The following is a 17,434-nucleotide window of genomic DNA, read 5'->3' as shown; positions in this document are numbered from 1 at the left end:
ACGTGGTCATTTTTTTCTTTTTCTATTATAATATTTTTTGATAATTTTTCAGTGTCCGCTTTTCTAAGTAAAATACAATACTTATTTTTCTTAAATATTTATTACTAATAAATTATTTACCATAAATTCTTTTTTAGTTGTTCTAAAATTTGAAAAGCTTCTTTCAATTCTTCAAAATCTATTTTTGTCAATATATCTAAAGCTTTTTTTAATTCGGTGGTAGATAGTTTAGAGATATGTTGTAGAATTTGTTTTATTTCTGTAGAGGATATTCCCTCTGTTCTTGGTAAATATACAACTTCACAATATTCTTTTAAAAAATCAAATTTTCCTTTCCAATCTTCTCCCATTACAAAAATATCTACATTATATTTTTTAATATCTTCAATTTTTTGTTCCCAATTTTTTTCTGGAATAACCATATCAACACATTTAATATTTTTAACGATTTCTGCTCTTTGATCGTAGGGGATTATAGATTTTTTTCCTTTTATTGCATTAAATTCATCAGTTGAAACTGCTACTATTAATCTATCTCCTAGTTCTTTTGCTCTTTGCAATAATTTAAGATGTCCTATATGAAATAAATCAAATGTCCCATAGGTTATTACTGTTTTCATTTTTTCACCTCAAAATTAAATTCTTTATTATTTTAGTAGTTAAAATTTTGTATTTTTTTAACATGGGTTTTGGATATTGGAGAAAAAATAGTATAATAAAAATCATCAAAATTAATTAAGTATTACTAAAATCTGATTAATTAAAAAAACTCTTTTTCGAGAAGAAAAAGACATTTATAATATTCAAGTTTTTTTAAAAAATTAGAATTATTGGAATTATTTTTTACAATATCAGTAAATTCATACCATTTATGTTATGATTCTTAGAATATCATTTTCTTATTTTTTATAAATCTTGCAAGAAGTGATTAAAATTTTTATTAAAAAATTTTTTTTCTACCTATTAATTCATCTATCAGATTCCATACTCTTTGAGATGACTTTTCATCTTGATAATAATGAATAATATTCTTTATTTCATTTCTTTTTTCACTATATTCATCATTATTGAAAGCTTTTAAAATATATTTCTGTAATTCTTTTTGAGTCAATGCTTTTTCACCTGGGGTCCAGTAGTCATACGGGTCTAATAGAAGACCTCTTGTTTTTTTATATTCCTCAAGATCAACTGGTGTAAAAATTATAGGTTTATTCAATAATAAATAATCAAAATATATAGAAGAATAGTCAGTAATTAATAAATCAACTCCATTTATTAATTCATATAAATCCATATTATTTTTTTCTAGGTCTCTATCTCTTAATAATTTAAAATTTTCATTATTTATATTTATATTAATTTTATTTTCTTCATTTGGATGAAGTTTGGCAATAAATAATATATTATTTTGTTTTAAAAATTCAAAAAAAACTTCATAATCAAAATGTTCAAATCCAAATATATTATTAAAATTTTTCTTTCCTTCCACTCTGTTAAATCCAAATCTAAAAGTCGGCATAAAAAATATTATCTTTTTATCAAGAACATTATAAAATTTTGATATATTATTTTTTCCACTTGATAAAAATAAGAAATCATTTCGCGGCATTCCTGTGATAAAAAATTTCTCCTTTGGAATTCCTGTACAAGCAGACATTAACATACTATACATATTAGAATAAGAAATAATATAATCTGTATTGCTAAATATTTTTTTAACCTTAATTTTATTTTTTTCGTTGTTATCCATTAATCCCATAGCCTTTAATGGAAAGCCATGCCATAACTCCAAATTTATAATATTATTATTTTTAAATATCGGTCCATGTGTTGTAATTATCATTTTACTTTTCAATATTTCTTTTTTCTTAAAAAAATTAGCAGTTAATTTGTATAATTTGATATCATATTTTTCTTTTATTTTCCATGAATTTAATTTATACAACGATATTGTATTTGAGCCACTAAATGATTTATAATATAACGTCAATATTTCCTTTTTTAAATAATAATTATTTGATGATTGTTTTGCTGTTTGAATTTTTATGATTTTTTTTATTTCATCAATTTGTTTATCTAACGAATATTTTTCTATAAATTTTCTATATTTTTCTGAATCATAATCATCAGAAATTATCATATTAACTGCTTCATCTACGGTATTAAAAATAATATTTTCAGGATAAAATTCTTTTGCTATATAAAAATTATGTATAACAGGTTTTATTCCTTTTGCCATAGCTTCCATTATAGCTATACCATATCCTTCGTGGATGCTTGTAGATAAAAAGATATCTTTATCTTCAAGCCATTTATCGGTATCTTCTATCCAACCATCAAATATAAAATGTTCAGATAGATTCATATCTTCTAATATATAATTTATGTATCTCCATATTCTTTCATCTTGTATAGTTCCTCCCCAATGCATTACATATCTTTTATCTATGGAGACTAATTTATGAAGTATTTGTATCATTAACATGGGATTCTTTTTATAATTAAAGTGACCCAAAAAAGCTAATTTAAAACCTTTTTTTCTTTTTTTAAAAGTATATTTTTCTAAGGGAATTCCATTTGGGATAAGAGAAGTCTTTTTTTGTTTTAAAATAGGATTATTATTTATAGCAGTGTTCATAACATTTTTTGCAACAAAAATTATTTCATCAATAGAATTCCAATTTATTGAATTTAGAAAATCAAGTCTTAAAGACTCATAACCATGTAATCTTAGTATTGTAGGTTTAAATTTAGTTTTAGGATAATTACTTCCAATTATAGCTACTTCGTTAGCCCATTCAAACCATATGATGTCAGCCCAATCAATAGCAGAGTATATTTCTTTATCTGTGGTTACAACAAATTTTCTTACCCAATAATTTTCTGATAAACCATCTATAATATCATTGATAAAATTATCTAAACCTTTAGCGCATATAAAAGCCAATTTTGGTAATTTTTTTACTTTATTAATTTTTTCTTTAAAAATGGAAATTCTATTTTTAAAATACGCTGACATTTCAGATGGCGCAGCATTAAATGCATTTTCTAAATGGAATAAACTTTTGTCAAAATCACCTTCAAATAGCCATAATTCTGCCAGCATATCATTAATGGCCCAATCATTATTATCCTTTTCATAATATTTTAAACCAAATTCTTTTACTTTATTCCAGTTTTTTATTTTATAATATATAGTTGTTAGATTAAAAAGAGCATCCAAATTGTCTGGATTTTCTCTTAAAATTTCTTTTAAAAGAGAAATAGCTTTATTTGTTTGATTTAAATTAAAATAAGATAAAGCAGTGATAATATAGTCTTCTTCAGTTTTATGATTTTTTGAATTAAACAGATCAATTACTTTACTAAATTCATTTTTTTCAAAAAATTTTTTTAATGCCATGGACTTCCTCCTAAGTATTAAATTTTTGTATTAAAAGTACTCTTTTCTATATTATATCATAAATATAATCGTACAAAATATTGGTAAAATAATATGATATAATAGTATCGAGGTGATAAAATAAATGAAAAAATCAAAATCGGAAATAAAAAAGATATTAAAAATACTATCAGAAACCTATCCCGAATCGAAAACAGCGTTGAAATATAGTAATAATTTCGAATTGTTAATTGCTGTAATGCTTTCAGCACAGACAACCGATAATCAGGTAAATAAAGTTACACCAGAGTTGTTTAAAAGGTTTAAAACACCTTATGATTTTGCTAAATTAAATCCTGAGGAGCTTGAGGAATACATTAAAGGTGTTGGATTATACAAAACAAAAAGCAAGAATATTATAAAAACATGTCAGATTTTGGTTGAAAAGTACAATGGAGAAATTCCACAAACGAGAGAAGAGTTAATGGAATTGCCGGGAGTTGGAAGGAAAACAGCAAATGTGATTTTAAGCGTAGCTTTTGGAAAAGATGCAATTGCGGTTGATACACATGTCTTTAGAGTTGCAAATAGAATTGGACTGGCAAATGCAAAGGATGTTAAAAAAACCGAAGAGGATTTAATGAAGGTAATTCCAAAGAATTTGTGGGGACAGGCGCATCACTGGTTAATTTATCATGGAAGAAATATTTGTAAGGCGAGGAATCCGAAGTGCGATATTTGTCCAATAAAAGAGTTATGTGATTATAATCAAAAATAAGAACCCATAATTCGCTTTGCGAATTATGGGTTCTTATGTTATAATGATATCATAACAAAATATTCGGGGGTGAAATGGTGTTAAGTAAAGAGCTTGTACAGGATATTATAGGAACCGTTCTCAAACACGGCGGAGATTTTGCCGAAGTATTTGTTGAGAAAAGATATACAAATAACTTTACTATGAAGAATGGAAGTCTTGAAAGTGCAACAACAGGGAATCGATTTGGAGTTGGGGTTAGAGGATTTTTAGGAACAAAGGCAGTATATGCATATACCAATGATCTTTCAAGAGAGTCATTATTAAGTGTAGCCAAAAGAGTTGGAGAAGCTCTTGGTGAAATAAAGGTAGAAGACCTTGTTTTAAATTTAAACAAAACAGAATATGAAAATAAACATCCTGTATTTTTGTATCCTGAAGATATTTCAAAAAGAAAAAAGGTTGCTGTAATGAAGAGAGCATATAATGCAGCAAAAAATTACTCAGACTTAATATCTCAGGTAGTTGTATATTATTGGGAATATGATCAAAATGTATTAATAGCAAACTCAGAAGGTGTTTTTGTTGAAGATAATAGGGTAAGAACAAGATTAATGATAAATGCTGTTGCAGAACATAATGGCGTTATGGAATCAGGATTTTATGGCCCTGGAGCAGGAATGGGATTTGAATTTTTTAATGTTATAGATGTAGAAGAAGCTGGAAAGGTAGCTGCGAGAACAGCTGCAAGAATGGTTAAGGCAGAACCAGCACCAGCTGGGAAATATCCTGTTGTTATTTCAAATGAATTTGGTGGTGTTATTTTCCATGAAGCTGTTGGACATGCTTTAGAGGCAACAGCTGTAGCAAAAGGCGCATCTGTATTTGCAGGTAAATTGGGAGAAAAGGTTGCAGCAGAATGCGTTTCTGCAGTTGATGATGGAACAATTCCAAATGCATGGGGTTCTTTAAATGTAGATGATGAAGGAACGCCAACACAGAGGAATGTATTAATTGAAAATGGTATTTTAAAAGGATATATGATAGATAAGCTTGGTGCAAGAAAAATGGGTATGAAATCCACTGGTAGCGCAAGAAGGCAGGATTATACATTTGCACCAACTTCAAGAATGACAAATACATTTATTTTGCCAGGTGATTATCATCCAGAAGAAATAATAGCAAATACAGAATATGGATTATATGCAAAAAGACTTGGTGGAGGTTCTGTAAATCCATCAACAGGCGAATTTAATTTTGCAGTTAATGAAGGATATTTAATAGAAAACGGTAAAATAACAAAACCAGTTAGAGGTGCAACTTTAATAGGAAAAGGTTATGAAATAATTCAAAAGATAGATATGGTTGGAAACGATATAAAACGTGGTCAGGGAATGTGTGGTTCCATTTCAGGAAGCATTCCTGCTGATGTAGGACAGCCAACAATAAGGGTTTCTGAAATTATCGTTGGGGGGCGAAATAAATGACATTCAATGAATTTAAAGATAAAGCATTTAAATTAGCAAAAGAAAAAGGTTTTGAAGCACAGATTTCATATAATGGAACATATGAATTTTCTTTAAGATTGGGCAATGGAGAATTGGATGAGTATAAAGATGCAAATAGCAATTCAATTTCTTTAACGGTATTAAAGGATGGAAAGATAGGAACAGCTTCAACAACGATATTTGATACTCCTGAAAAGTTAGTGGAAGAAGCAATTACAAATTATGAAATAATAGATTCAGAAGAAGAAAATCTTTTTTATGACGGTTCTGGGAAGTATCCTGAATTTGAATCATATTATGGTGAATTTGAAAAGTTAAGCGTAAAGGAAAAATTGGATAGATTATATAAAATGTCAGAAGCAGCAGGTAAAGATGAAAGAATTGTGATGGTTCCAATGGCAATGTTTGCTCACCAAACATCTGAAATTATTATTGCAAATACATTGGGATTGGAGAAAAGTTATAAAGGTGATGGCGGATATGCATATGCTTCAGTTGTGGCAAAAGACGAATCACCAAGATCAGGATTCTGGTTTGGAATTGCCCCAAAACCTGAAAAATTAGACCTTGAAGCAATTGGAAAAAGAGCAGCTGAAGAGGCTATAGCCAAAATAGGTTCAAAATCAGTGAAAAGCGGGAAATATAGGGTTATTATTAGAAGTGACGAATTTACCAGTTTATTGGCAACTATGCTTATTCCTATGATTTCAGCTGAAAACGCACAGAAAAATATGTCACCATTGAAGGAAAAACTTGGTGAAAAGATTGGAAGCGATATTGTAAATATTAAAGATATTCCATATTATGAAGGTTCTTTAAACAATGCTCCATTTGACAGTGAAGGTGTTCCTACACAGGAAAAAACAATACTTGAAAATGGTGTATTTAAAACATTTTTATATAACTTAAAAACAGCTAAAAAAGAGGGAAAGGAATCTACAGGTAATGCCCTTGGAAGAGGTATTGCACCTGTTAATATGTATTTTGAACCTGGAAAGAAAAATTTTGATGAACTTGTTGAAACTCTGGGAGACGGTATTATAATTACTTCTCTTGAAGGATTACATTCAGGTGCAAATCCTATTTCCGGTGAATTTTCACTTGGAGCACAGGGATTAAAGGTAGAAAACGGTAAGATAGTAAGTGGTGTGGAACAGATTACAATTTCCGGTAATTTCCTTGATGTATTATCAAAGATTGAAGAAGCAGGAAACGATATGTGGATTTCATTTAGCAGTACAATAGCACCATCAGTAATTATTTCTGAAATTGATATAGCAGGTAATGCATAATAATCAATAATAAAGGTCCGGTTTTATCCGGACCTTTTTCTTTATTCCCAGTATATTTGACTTGTTGTAATTATTTCTTTCCACGGACCATCTGGAACGTCTTTTTCATCAACAAATTGCCAGTCTATTTTATCAATGTCTTTTAAGTTAAGATAATCCCTTACAGCAGGTGAAACATCCAATCCTGCATAATTGTTTATGGTATTTTTAGGTTTTGAATTTCCAAAAACATATTCTTTATCGTCTTCATTAAATGGACCAACATCTTCCCATTGTGCATAAGCGACTTTATCGCCTTTTATTATCTTTATCCATCTGTTTTTGCACATGGATTCCAGATTTCCCCATTTCTTTTCTTTGGCCCATGGAATAATTTCATATGCTTCTTTTTTTCTATTTCCGTTTTCATCGAAATCATTATATGGTAAAGCAAAATAGAATGGATTTTCTTTTGGGATAAATCCTGCAGGATAATAACCGTTTCTGTTATCTGGATCGTCTATGCCGCCATAATGTTCTGTCCATTTTTCGTCCCATGCGCTTGGAGTGTTGGTGATATAGCCATTTTCTTCGCTGGCATCTTCTCCAACCCAGAATATTGTAACGGTGATATCCTTATGTAATATATAGTTGTTTTGCATATCTTTTTCTCCTTTTTCGCAGGATATTAGAATTAAGATGATAATAATTATCAATAGGAAATAAAATCCTTTTTTCATCTGTATCACCTATGATAAAAATTTTATATCCTTAAAATTCCAATTCCAACAAGATCCGGTCCTGTATGAACAGCCAATGTTGCAGAAACATCCCACATAAAAACCTTTAAAGAATTTTCAAGTGCTCTCATTTTTGAAAATAACATGTTCTGCAAAGATACAGCCTTTTCTGATTTTCCTGTAATACTAACAACAGCATAAAAATCCCTCTCCCCAACGAATTTCAAGAATTCCTCATACATGGCATTAACAGCTCTTCTAATGTTTCTTACTTTAGCCACTGTATAATAGATTCCCTCTTCGTTAACAGAAATTATAGGCTTAACATCGAGAAAGTTTCCAATAGCAGCAGAAACCTTTCCTATCCTTCCTCCTCTTGCAAGGTATTTTAATGTTGGGATAACATAAAATACAGTAGCGTTATTAATGTCTTTTTTCACTTTTTCCAGTATTTCATCATATGAAAAACCATGTTCTATATATTCTAAAGCTCTATATACTATAATACCTGAACCAATGGAAATATTTAGTGTATCGATATTTTCTATTCTTACATCTGGATATTTTTCCCTTAATTCCCTTGATACCATTGTAAATATATTATAAGAGCCGCTTAAACCATGTGAAATGTTAAATGTAAGAATTTTTTTATAACCTTCATTAATCATATTTTCCATAGTTTCTTTAATTTTTTCTGGTTTTGGCAGTGATGTTTTAACATCTTCATCTAAATGTTCGAAGAGAAATTCTTCACTAAATGTCCCGTCTTCATATTCTTCACCATTTATAAATGTTCGTAAAGGAAGAATTCTTACATTATGTTTTTCAGCTATATCTTTTGGAAGGTCACAACCTGAATCAATAACAACACCTATTTTTTCCATATAATCACCTCTCAATATTTTTTACAGATTCCCTTTCAACTATTTCAAGGGACATCATCATTTTTCTAACAACGCTATTTCTTTTTTCGGGATTTAGCCTATCAATTAACAATCTTGCAGCCATTTTTCCCATTTCTTTTCTTGGCTGTTTTACTGTTGTTAATGGTGGAATGCTAAATTGTGCCATATAACCATCATCAAATCCCATTACTGAAACATTATCAGGCACTTTAATTCCTTCATCGTATAATACCTTTAATGTTTCAAGAGCAATTAAATCGTCTGATGTGAATATTGCTGTAAAATCAACACCGTTTTTTCTTATATATTCTTTTAGCTTTTTATAAGTTGTTCCTGTTGTAAAGCTTGATTCAAGAACATTTACTCTTCCACCAGATTTTTCTATTTGATATTTGAAGCCGTCTCTTCTATATCTAATTGAGTATAAATCAATATCTCCGGTAATGTGTAAGAATTTTTTATGTCCTTTTGACAGTAAATATTTTGCAACCATTTTTCCACCAAGATAATTGTCTATGTTTACAGAGTCAAACCTGAAATCAGTATTTTCTCTGTCTACAGTAACCACTGGAATGGCTATATCGAGTAATCTTCTTAATTTTTCATCATCTTCTTCTGATGTGCAGACTATTACTCCATATACCCTTCTTGTAAAAAAGTATTCAATTGCAACCTCTTCTTCGAGAATACGACCATTAAATGTGGCAATTATAGAACCATAACCATTTTTTCTTAATGTTTCTGTAGCTCCTTCTATAATTTCACTATAATGATATGCAAAAAGATCCGGCACGAGGATCCCTATAATCTTGAGATCCTGTGCCAGTGGAATTGTGGAAGTTTTATAACCAAGCTTTTTAACAGCTTTTAATACCTGTTCTTTTGTTTTTTTATTAACCTTACCTGTTCCATTTAATACTCTGGATACCGTTGCAATGGAAACATTGGCTTCTCTTGCAACATCTTTTATGGTTATTTTCAAGGCAAAACGCCTCCTAACTTAAATCATTTCATATAGAAAACACTGTCAATTAAATGCTTTGTAGTTTTATTTTTTATAATATCTGCATATACCAATAAACTTGGTCTTGGTGTTCGTTTTTTAGTTTCATAATCAACCTTCATAAGTCCAAATCTCTTTGAGAATCCTTCAGCCCATTCGAAATTATCTATTAATGACCAGTGAAGATATCCTTCTATTTTTATTCCTTCTTCAGCGGCTTTTTCAATTTGATTTAAATGAGATAATACAAAGAAAGGTCTTACCCTATCTTCTGAATCCGCTGTTCCATTTTCCGTAACTATCATTCTTAAATTATATCTTTCATTGAGGAATTTTAAAACCTCGTATATTCCTTCTGGATATATTTCCCAGCCCATTTCGCTTGTTGGAAATCCGGCTTTTGATTTTGAATATGGTTCGCAATCGTAGCCATAGCCGCTTAATACAGTCCATCCTTCTTCTGAGTTTTCATCTTTTGCAATAACAGCTCTTGTATAATAGTTGACACCTATAAAGTCGATTTTGTTCTTCATATCTTCCCTTATTTCACCGTCTACATTTCCATATGTAATCATGTCCATAAACCAGAAGTTATAGAAATCAAGAGCTTTTGCCACACAGTCTCCAGCTTCATCACTTTCTGGATAAACAGGTGTAAATGAGTATACAAGTCCCATAGGTTTATCTGTGTATTTTTTTATAACGTCATATGCTCTTGCATGTGCCTGAGCCTGATTTATCATGCTTAATTTATATGCTTTTTCATCTGGATATGCTGGTGGGAATCCTGATTTTACCAGAAGATATCCAAGAGAGGAGACAATTTGTGGTTCATTCATGCTGCTCCATTCATCTACAAATTCATCAAAGTGTTTTACACAGAAACCTGCAAACTTAGCAAGTTCTGTTACAGATAATGTTGATACCCACCCCTGTTCCTTAACATTCCATAAACCTTTTCTTTGAACTTTTATAGGATCATGAAGCCATACAGGTAAACTGAAATGGGTTAAATCCAGTATAACATGAATTCCTTTATTTTTCAAATCCTTTAATATCTTTTTATAATGTTCAACGGCTTCCATATTAGCAACTTTTTCTAATTCAGAAATTGTTTCTTCTGTAACCTCTACATTATATATTTTATCACCATCGCGCTCAATCTTTGCAAATATATTTTCTGTGCTTTCAGGGAATATTCTTGACCATTCAACGCCAATTCTAATAGCATTCATTCCGTATTTCACCATATTTGAATGATCTTCTTCATATTGATTCCAGTAATTGGAGCCATTTTCAGCTCTATCTCCACTAACAATTCCCGCTATTATATTCATCTTATCTGTAGTCCATTTATACCAATCTGTTCTATCGTCTAAATCCTTTATTGAGCCCATTTCAAATTGCATTCCTGATAATGAAACACCAAATAAAAAATCATTTTTAAACATCTTATCACCTCTCAATTATTTTTGTTGGCAAATTTTATACAACTTACCTGATGATTTTTATTAACTGTATAGCTTTCCATATTATATGTTTTACATTTATCTGTTGCAAAAGGACATCTGTGTGCGAATTTACAACCTGTTTTCGGTGGTTCTTCACCTGTTTCTGTGCTTGTTTCTGAATCATCCCATTTTTTATCCAGAGTTGGTACTGAATCAAAAAGCATTTGTGTATATGGATGCAAAGGATTGGAAAATATTTCCTTTGTATCTCCCATTTCTACGATAGTTCCCCTATACATAATAAGCATCCAATCGCTTATGTAATATCCAAGGGATAAATCATGTGTAATAAATAAAATACTCATTTTATTTTTATATTTTAAATCTCCAAGAATATTTAAAACGTCAACCCTTGTTGATGCATCGAGCATACTGATAATCTCATCGGCAACGAGGAATTTGCTTTCAAGTATTAAAGCCCTTGCTATTAATAATCTTTGTAATTGTCCTCCAGATAATTGATGAGGATACTTTCCAATAATATGTTTTGGATTTAATCCCACATCTTTAAGTGATTTTTCAATTCTTCCAAGCCTTTCGCTTTTTGGAATTTCATTGTATAAGCTATTAAAGAGCATATCGAATATATTATCTATTTTATAAATGGGATTGAATGATGCAAATGGATCCTGAAAAACACCCTGAACATTTCTATAATATTCAATGGGATTATAATCATATATATTTCTATCTTTATATAATATCTCGCCTTCAGTAGGTTTTACCAATTTTAATATTAACTTTCCAATTGTAGTTTTTCCGCTTCCTGATTCTCCTATAAGTGAAACAATTTTTCCATCTTCTATTTCAAATGTAGCATTATCCACCGCTTTTACATATTCTTTTTTTATAAATCCACTTGAAAAGGTTTTAGATAAATTTTTAATTTTAATCATTTAAATCATCTCCAGCATTCCAGCAATATATAGAATGATTTTCTCCAATTCTTTTTTCCTGAGGTACAGCCTTTCTACATTTATCAATTGCAACTGGACATCTATCTGCAAATCGGCATCCTGAAGGTGGATTCAATAACATTGGTGGATGTCCAGGAATGCTCTTAAGTCTTTGTTCTTCAAATTTTATATTCATCTTTGGTAATGAATCTATAAGTGCTTTTGTATATGGATGTTTTGGATTTTTTATTATTTCATCTGTGGGCCCTATTTCAGCGACATGCCCTGCGTATAGAATCATAATTCTGTTGGCAATTTGATATAATACTGAAATATCATGGGTTATAAACATTATTGATTTTACAATTCCCTCATGCATAAACTTTTCAAGCATTTGAATTACAAACTTTTGCGAGCTAACATCCAGAGCCGAGGTTACTTCATCTGCAATTAAAATATCTGGATCGAGTAAAGTTGAAATAACCATAACCACTCTTTGTTTCATCCCACCGGATAACTCTACAGGATATCTGTTTAAAACACTTTTGTCAAGATTCACCATTTCAAGACGTTCTTCTACTTTTTTTGCATCATATTGATAACCATGTTCAGCAAGGAAATCCGTGATTATACGTTTAATCTTTTTTGTTGGTGATAGTGCATCTAAAGCATATTGAGGAATTATGGAAATCTTTTTATAGAGAATCTTATTCATATCCTTATCTGCCAGATTTGTTAATTCCATTCCCCGTAATTTTACACTGCCTCCGGCGTAATGCATTGGCTCATATGGGAATACAAAGAAATTAACAAGTGTGGATTTTCCACAACCTGATTCTCCAGCTATTCCCAGAACTTCACCTTCATGTAGATTAAATGAAACACCGTCTATAGCCTTAACTTCACCTTTTAATGTACTATAATAAACTTTTAGATTATTTACCTCTAATAATGGGTTCATCATACCACCTCACTGTTTCCTGAGACGAGGGTTAAATGCTTCGTCTAATCCTGTATTTACATAGAACAATGTTCCTACAAAGATTGTTATTACCAATCCTGGTGGAACAACCCACCACCACATTTTTAATTGAATAGCACTCCATAATACAGCCTGTTGAAGCATGGTTCCAAGTGAAACGCCCCTTGTTGGACCAAGACCTATAAAATCAAGTCCAATTGCCGATAATATTGCTCCTCCAAATTGAAGGATAAATACCATAAACACATAAGACATCATATTTGGTGCTATTTCCTTAAAAACTATTTTCATGGGTTTTACCGCTGTAATTTTAGCCAGCTGTACAAATTCCCTTGATTTTAATGAAAGTGTTTGTGATCTTACAGCACGGGCTGTCCACGGCCAGCTGGTTAAACCAATTATTATACTTTCTATTGTAACGCCTCTATATGGTAAATAAGCTGCAATTATAATCAGTAATGCCATAGTAGGAATTACCATCATGATATTTGTAATCATCATTAAGAACTCATCTGAAAATCCTCCTAAATAGCCGGATATAAATCCAATTATAAGTCCTACTATTGTAGCAATTCCACCGCCTATTATTCCAAGGTATAATGAACTTCTTAAACCATAGACAAGTTGTGAAAATATATCATGACCAAAGGTTGTTGTTCCAAGCCAGTTGGTGGGATTTGGCGGAGAATATGGCATGCTTGAGGTATCAAGCGGATCAAATTTTGCAATCATTGGTCCAATTATTGCAAGTAAAACAAAAAATATCAATACAATGCTCCCAAAAATTACACGTCTATTTGTAAAGGTATAATATAACCCTTCATGATTTTTCAACCATTCTTTCATTTCCTCACGCCCCTTCTACAAATGAAGCTTTTACACGTGGATCGATTAATACATAAACTATATCAACAATAAAATTAGCTATTAATACACCAAGAACTATAAATAAGAAACAACCCTGGATAAGGAAATAATCCTGATGTAAAATTGCCTGTAATAATAAATAACCAATTCCAGGATATGAAAAAACAACCTCTGTTGTTAAGGCTCCTGCAACTATTGTTCCCAATTGTAAAGCAAGACCTGTAATTTGTGGAAGCAAAGCATTTTTGTATGCATAATTTAATCTCAAACGCTGAGATAATCCTAAACTTCTCATATATCTTGAGTAATTTGATTCAACTTCATAAATAATCATATTTCTCATACCTATAGCCCAACCGCCAAGCATTACCATAAATAATGATAAAAATGGCAATATCCAGTGTGAAAGAAAGTCAAGGATAAAATCTACAGACCATTCAGGATTTATTGAATAACTATAAGCACCTGAAATTGGAAATATAGGATTTACAACACCTAAAAACCAGGCTAAAATAATAGCAAACCAGAAGTATGGCATTGCTGTAAAAAAGTAAGAAAGAGGAATAATAACCTTTTCCACGAATTTATTCTTTATTGCATAAGCACCGAGTTTATTCCCAACAATCCAGCTTAATAATATTGATGGCAATAATAACATTAAATCATATGGAATAGCCTCTTTTATTACTTCCATAACAGGTTTTGGATAAAGATATAAACTTACGCCAAGATCACCGTGAAAGAAGGCTTTCCAGAAATCTATATATTGAGTTAAAAGCGGTTTGTTTAATCCAAATGCTTCAGTGAAGTAAGACATCATTAATTGCCTTGAACCTGGCATTGCTGCAAATCTGCCCATAAGCAATGCAACAGGATTACCTGGCATGAATCTGGGTATTGCCCAGTCAATTGTTATTGCTACAAAAAAGGTTAAAAAGTATATTGAAAACTTTTTCTTTAAATAACTATTCATTAATGGCACCTCCAAACGAAGTAAAAAAACAGGGTAATCAGGAAAGGCTGCCAGGTGGCCTGACAGCCGAATATTGAGGACAAAGTATATGAAGAAACTTATAATTACTTAGCTTTTAAGTTTAATAAGATTTTTACTGCTCCAAACTGCCATTGTCCTGGCCAGCTACATGGATAACCATAAGGATTATTTTCATCTGGCCAATTTTCCCATGCATAAGTACTTGCCTGGAACCACAATCCGTTGTGCCATACAGGAATTGCTGGCATTTCTTTTAATAAGATTTCTTCTGCTTCTGAGAATAGTTCCTTTAATTTTGCTTCTTCTGAGAAAGGTGTTTTGTTTATTTCTTTTATAAGTGAGAACAATTTTTCATTTTCATATCTTCCAAAGTTTCCATCCCACATTTCATCCATAATCAATGGATTTGCTACAAAATTTAATAATGTCCATGGCGAAACAGAACTTGTTGAACCGTAATCATTAATGAGCATATCAAAGTTTCCTGTTGACATATCTTCTTCATATTTACCCTGATCAGGGAATTTTGCTTCAGCTTTAATTCCAACCTTTCTTAAATCTTCAGCAATTGATTTTACTGATTCCATCCAGTCTGTCCAGCCATATGGAACAACTATTAATAAATCAATTGTGCTACCATCTGGCAAATCTCTCCAGCCATCACCGTTTCTATCTACATATCCTGCTTCATCCAATAATTTCTTTGCTGTTGCTGGTGAATAATTAAATCCATATTTTTCTAAAACCTTTTTGTCTTCGTATTTTTTCCATGCAGGTGTTGGCAAGAAACCAAGTGAATCTGCTGCAATAACCTGATTTTCATAAACTTTATTAACTATATTCTGCTTATCAATTGCATAAGCTACGGCTTTTCTGAATTGTGCATTGTCCATAGGTGGTTTCTTTGTGTTCATGAATAAATATGCTGTACTTGAAGATAACATATATGGAGATTCTTTATACCATGTTTTAATATTTTCATAAATTTTTGCAAGTCTTGGTATTCCAGGAAGGAAGAAGTTACTCCAATCAAGAGTTCCCTGTAATAACATACCAAGTGCAACGTTGTTACTTGAAATAACAATTTCAATTACCCTTTTTGGAACGGGTTTTCCAAATACTTCATTACCCCACCAATCGTCATTTCTAACAAAGATACATCTATCCTGACTCCAGCCTTCGACCTTATACATACCAGAACCAACAGGATATTCATTTGCACCTTCTATGATTTCATTTTTTGATTTGTTTTTCCATATGTGTTCTGGCAAAATAGGAATACTGTATAAATTTACTTCCCATGAATGATAAGATGGTTCTTTAAAAATGAATCTTACTTTATTGTTGCTTCCGAGCTCAATTCTGTCAAGACTTTCCCAGAGATTGTGATAATAAACATCTTCATATTTCTTACCAAGCTCAAATGTAAATTTCACATCCTGAGTTGTAAATTTTTTCCCATCGCTCCATTTTAAATTATCTCTTAATGTTATTTCATATGTGTTTTTATCTACCCATTTTCCATCTTTTACAAGCCATGGTTCCATTTGACCTGTAATTGGATCATAGTTGAAAAGTGTTTCATAAACTAACCCTATCGTCCCTGAGACTGAACCCCATGGAAGGAATGGATTCCAGTTACTTGGTGGTTCCCATAATCCTCCCCCAACGTACAAAGTTTCATTTCTTGCATATCTTGCACCAAAAAAAGTACTTACTAACAATACCAATATTCCCAAGGTTACCATAACTTTTTTCATAAGATTCCCCCCTTATAAAATTTCAACGTTTTCATTCTCTCATGAAAATATTTACATTCCAAACAAGAAAAAATGAAAAAATTTTCCATTTCATATAGAAAAAAGACAATAAAAAAACTTAAATGTGTTTCTTTGAAATTTTTAAAATATTTGTTTAAATTAGAATAAGCATATTGTGATATAATATTTATGCCTATTTACTGTGTGGAGGTGGAAATGATGAGGACGTTTTGTACATCAGGACCTGTTGATAAGAAAACATGTTATTATGTTGAAAGACCGGATATAATGGCAGAATCACTTAATCATATAGAAAACTGGAGATACTTTACAGTATCTGCACCAAGACAGAGTGGAAAAACCACGTTATTAAATGATATAGTTGAGAAGATAAAGGATAAATATATAACTATTTTTTTATCCTTTGAAGATTATAAAAATATGAAAACGGAAGAAGAGTTTATAGAAACCTTTTATGAAGAAATAATAGAAGAAGCAGAAAAATACAATATAACTCTTGAAACAAAACCTCAAAAAATAAGAATGATAAAAAATATATTTGAGGAGATATATAAAAAAACCGGAAAAGAAGTAGTATTAATGATAGATGAATTTGAAAAATTAAATAATGAGGAAATAATGAATACATTATTGCATGTAATAAGAAAAATATATCATAAAAAAGAGATGTACAAACTTCGAAGTGTAATATTAATCAGCGTAAGCTATTTAAGCGGAGTATTAGAAGACAACGCCAGTCCATTTAATATAGCAGAACATATGGAAGTGCCATACTTTACAAAAGAACAGGTATATGATTTACTTTCACAACATGAAAAGGAAACAGGGCAAATATTC

Annotated in this window: 15 protein-coding genes; 4 read left to right on the top strand and 11 right to left on the bottom strand. The window is 30.8% G+C overall.

What is annotated here, in order from left to right:
* Positions 1-116: 116 nt before the first annotated feature.
* On the bottom strand, positions 117-620 hold the full coding sequence (tagD, locus tag XO10_RS05185) for a glycerol-3-phosphate cytidylyltransferase (protein WP_014296522.1): 504 nt from the start codon (positions 618-620) through the stop codon (positions 117-119).
* 320 nt (positions 621-940) lie between these two features.
* The gene (locus XO10_RS05180) at positions 941-3,403 is read right to left on the bottom strand and encodes a CDP-glycerol glycerophosphotransferase family protein (RefSeq protein ID WP_175421209.1); all 2,463 of its coding nucleotides are present in this window, start codon (positions 3,401-3,403) and stop codon (positions 941-943) included.
* Between the two features lie 124 nt (positions 3,404-3,527).
* On the opposite strand from XO10_RS05180, the gene nth reads away from it, so the two are divergent.
* From nth to XO10_RS05165, 3 genes are all read left to right on the top strand, one after another.
* Complete coding sequence (gene nth / locus XO10_RS05175) at positions 3,528-4,160, top strand: endonuclease III (protein ID WP_014296520.1); 633 nt, start codon at positions 3,528-3,530, stop codon at positions 4,158-4,160.
* Positions 4,161-4,237: 77 nt separating this feature from the next.
* A complete protein-coding gene (locus tag XO10_RS05170) occupies positions 4,238-5,626 on the top strand; it encodes a TldD/PmbA family protein (protein ID WP_014296519.1) in 1,389 nt (462 codons plus the stop codon).
* Positions 5,623-6,939 carry a TldD/PmbA family protein gene (locus tag XO10_RS05165; protein WP_075780467.1) on the top strand — a complete coding sequence of 439 codons (1,317 nt, stop codon included), beginning with the start codon at positions 5,623-5,625 and terminating at the stop codon, positions 6,937-6,939. Before XO10_RS05170 ends, XO10_RS05165 begins: the two co-directional genes overlap by 4 nt.
* A 41-nt stretch (positions 6,940-6,980) precedes the next feature.
* Here XO10_RS05165 and XO10_RS05160 read toward each other — a convergent pair whose 3' ends face one another.
* The 9 genes from XO10_RS05160 to XO10_RS05120 all read right to left on the bottom strand — a co-directional run bounded on the left by XO10_RS05160 (position 6,981) and on the right by XO10_RS05120 (position 16,576).
* Positions 6,981-7,658 carry a hypothetical protein gene (locus tag XO10_RS05160; protein WP_014296517.1) on the bottom strand — a complete coding sequence of 226 codons (678 nt, stop codon included), beginning with the start codon at positions 7,656-7,658 and terminating at the stop codon, positions 6,981-6,983.
* Positions 7,659-7,681: 23 nt separating this feature from the next.
* Complete coding sequence (locus tag XO10_RS05155; RefSeq protein WP_014296516.1) at positions 7,682-8,542, bottom strand: DegV family protein; 861 nt, start codon at positions 8,540-8,542, stop codon at positions 7,682-7,684.
* A 4-nt stretch (positions 8,543-8,546) separates the two neighbouring features.
* Positions 8,547-9,545: a LacI family DNA-binding transcriptional regulator gene (locus XO10_RS05150; protein WP_175418260.1), complete on the bottom strand. Its 999-nt coding sequence runs from the start codon at positions 9,543-9,545 to the stop codon at positions 8,547-8,549.
* Between the two features lie 23 nt (positions 9,546-9,568).
* Positions 9,569-11,017: a beta-galactosidase BgaS gene (gene bgaS / locus XO10_RS05145; protein WP_075780465.1), complete on the bottom strand. Its 1,449-nt coding sequence runs from the start codon at positions 11,015-11,017 to the stop codon at positions 9,569-9,571.
* An 11-nt stretch (positions 11,018-11,028) separates the two neighbouring features.
* Positions 11,029-11,973: an ABC transporter ATP-binding protein gene (locus XO10_RS05140; RefSeq protein WP_014296513.1), complete on the bottom strand. Its 945-nt coding sequence runs from the start codon at positions 11,971-11,973 to the stop codon at positions 11,029-11,031.
* Positions 11,966-12,934, bottom strand: a complete 969-nt coding sequence (locus XO10_RS05135) for an ABC transporter ATP-binding protein (protein ID WP_014296512.1) — start codon at positions 12,932-12,934, stop codon at positions 11,966-11,968. Before XO10_RS05135 ends, XO10_RS05140 begins: the two co-directional genes overlap by 8 nt.
* 9 nt (positions 12,935-12,943) lie before the next feature.
* Positions 12,944-13,801: an ABC transporter permease gene (locus XO10_RS05130; RefSeq protein ID WP_175418259.1), complete on the bottom strand. Its 858-nt coding sequence runs from the start codon at positions 13,799-13,801 to the stop codon at positions 12,944-12,946.
* 4 nt (positions 13,802-13,805) lie between these two features.
* Entirely contained in the window at positions 13,806-14,795 is a 990-nt protein-coding gene (locus tag XO10_RS05125; protein WP_014296510.1) for an ABC transporter permease, read from the bottom strand.
* Positions 14,796-14,899: 104 nt separating this feature from the next.
* Positions 14,900-16,576, bottom strand: coding sequence for an ABC transporter substrate-binding protein (locus XO10_RS05120; protein ID WP_075780464.1), 1,677 nt, complete (start codon positions 16,574-16,576; stop codon positions 14,900-14,902).
* A gap of 219 nt (positions 16,577-16,795) precedes the next feature.
* Between XO10_RS05120 and XO10_RS05115 the strand changes: the two genes are divergently transcribed.
* Positions 16,796-17,434 (top strand): AAA-like domain-containing protein (locus tag XO10_RS05115; protein ID WP_175421208.1); only part of this gene is annotated, 639 nt, incomplete at its 3' end.

The sequence above is a fragment of the Marinitoga sp. 1135 genome (assembly GCF_013363245.1).
GTDB lineage: Bacteria > Thermotogota > Thermotogae > Petrotogales > Petrotogaceae > Marinitoga > Marinitoga piezophila.
This window is presented reverse-complemented; position numbering and strand designations above follow the sequence as displayed.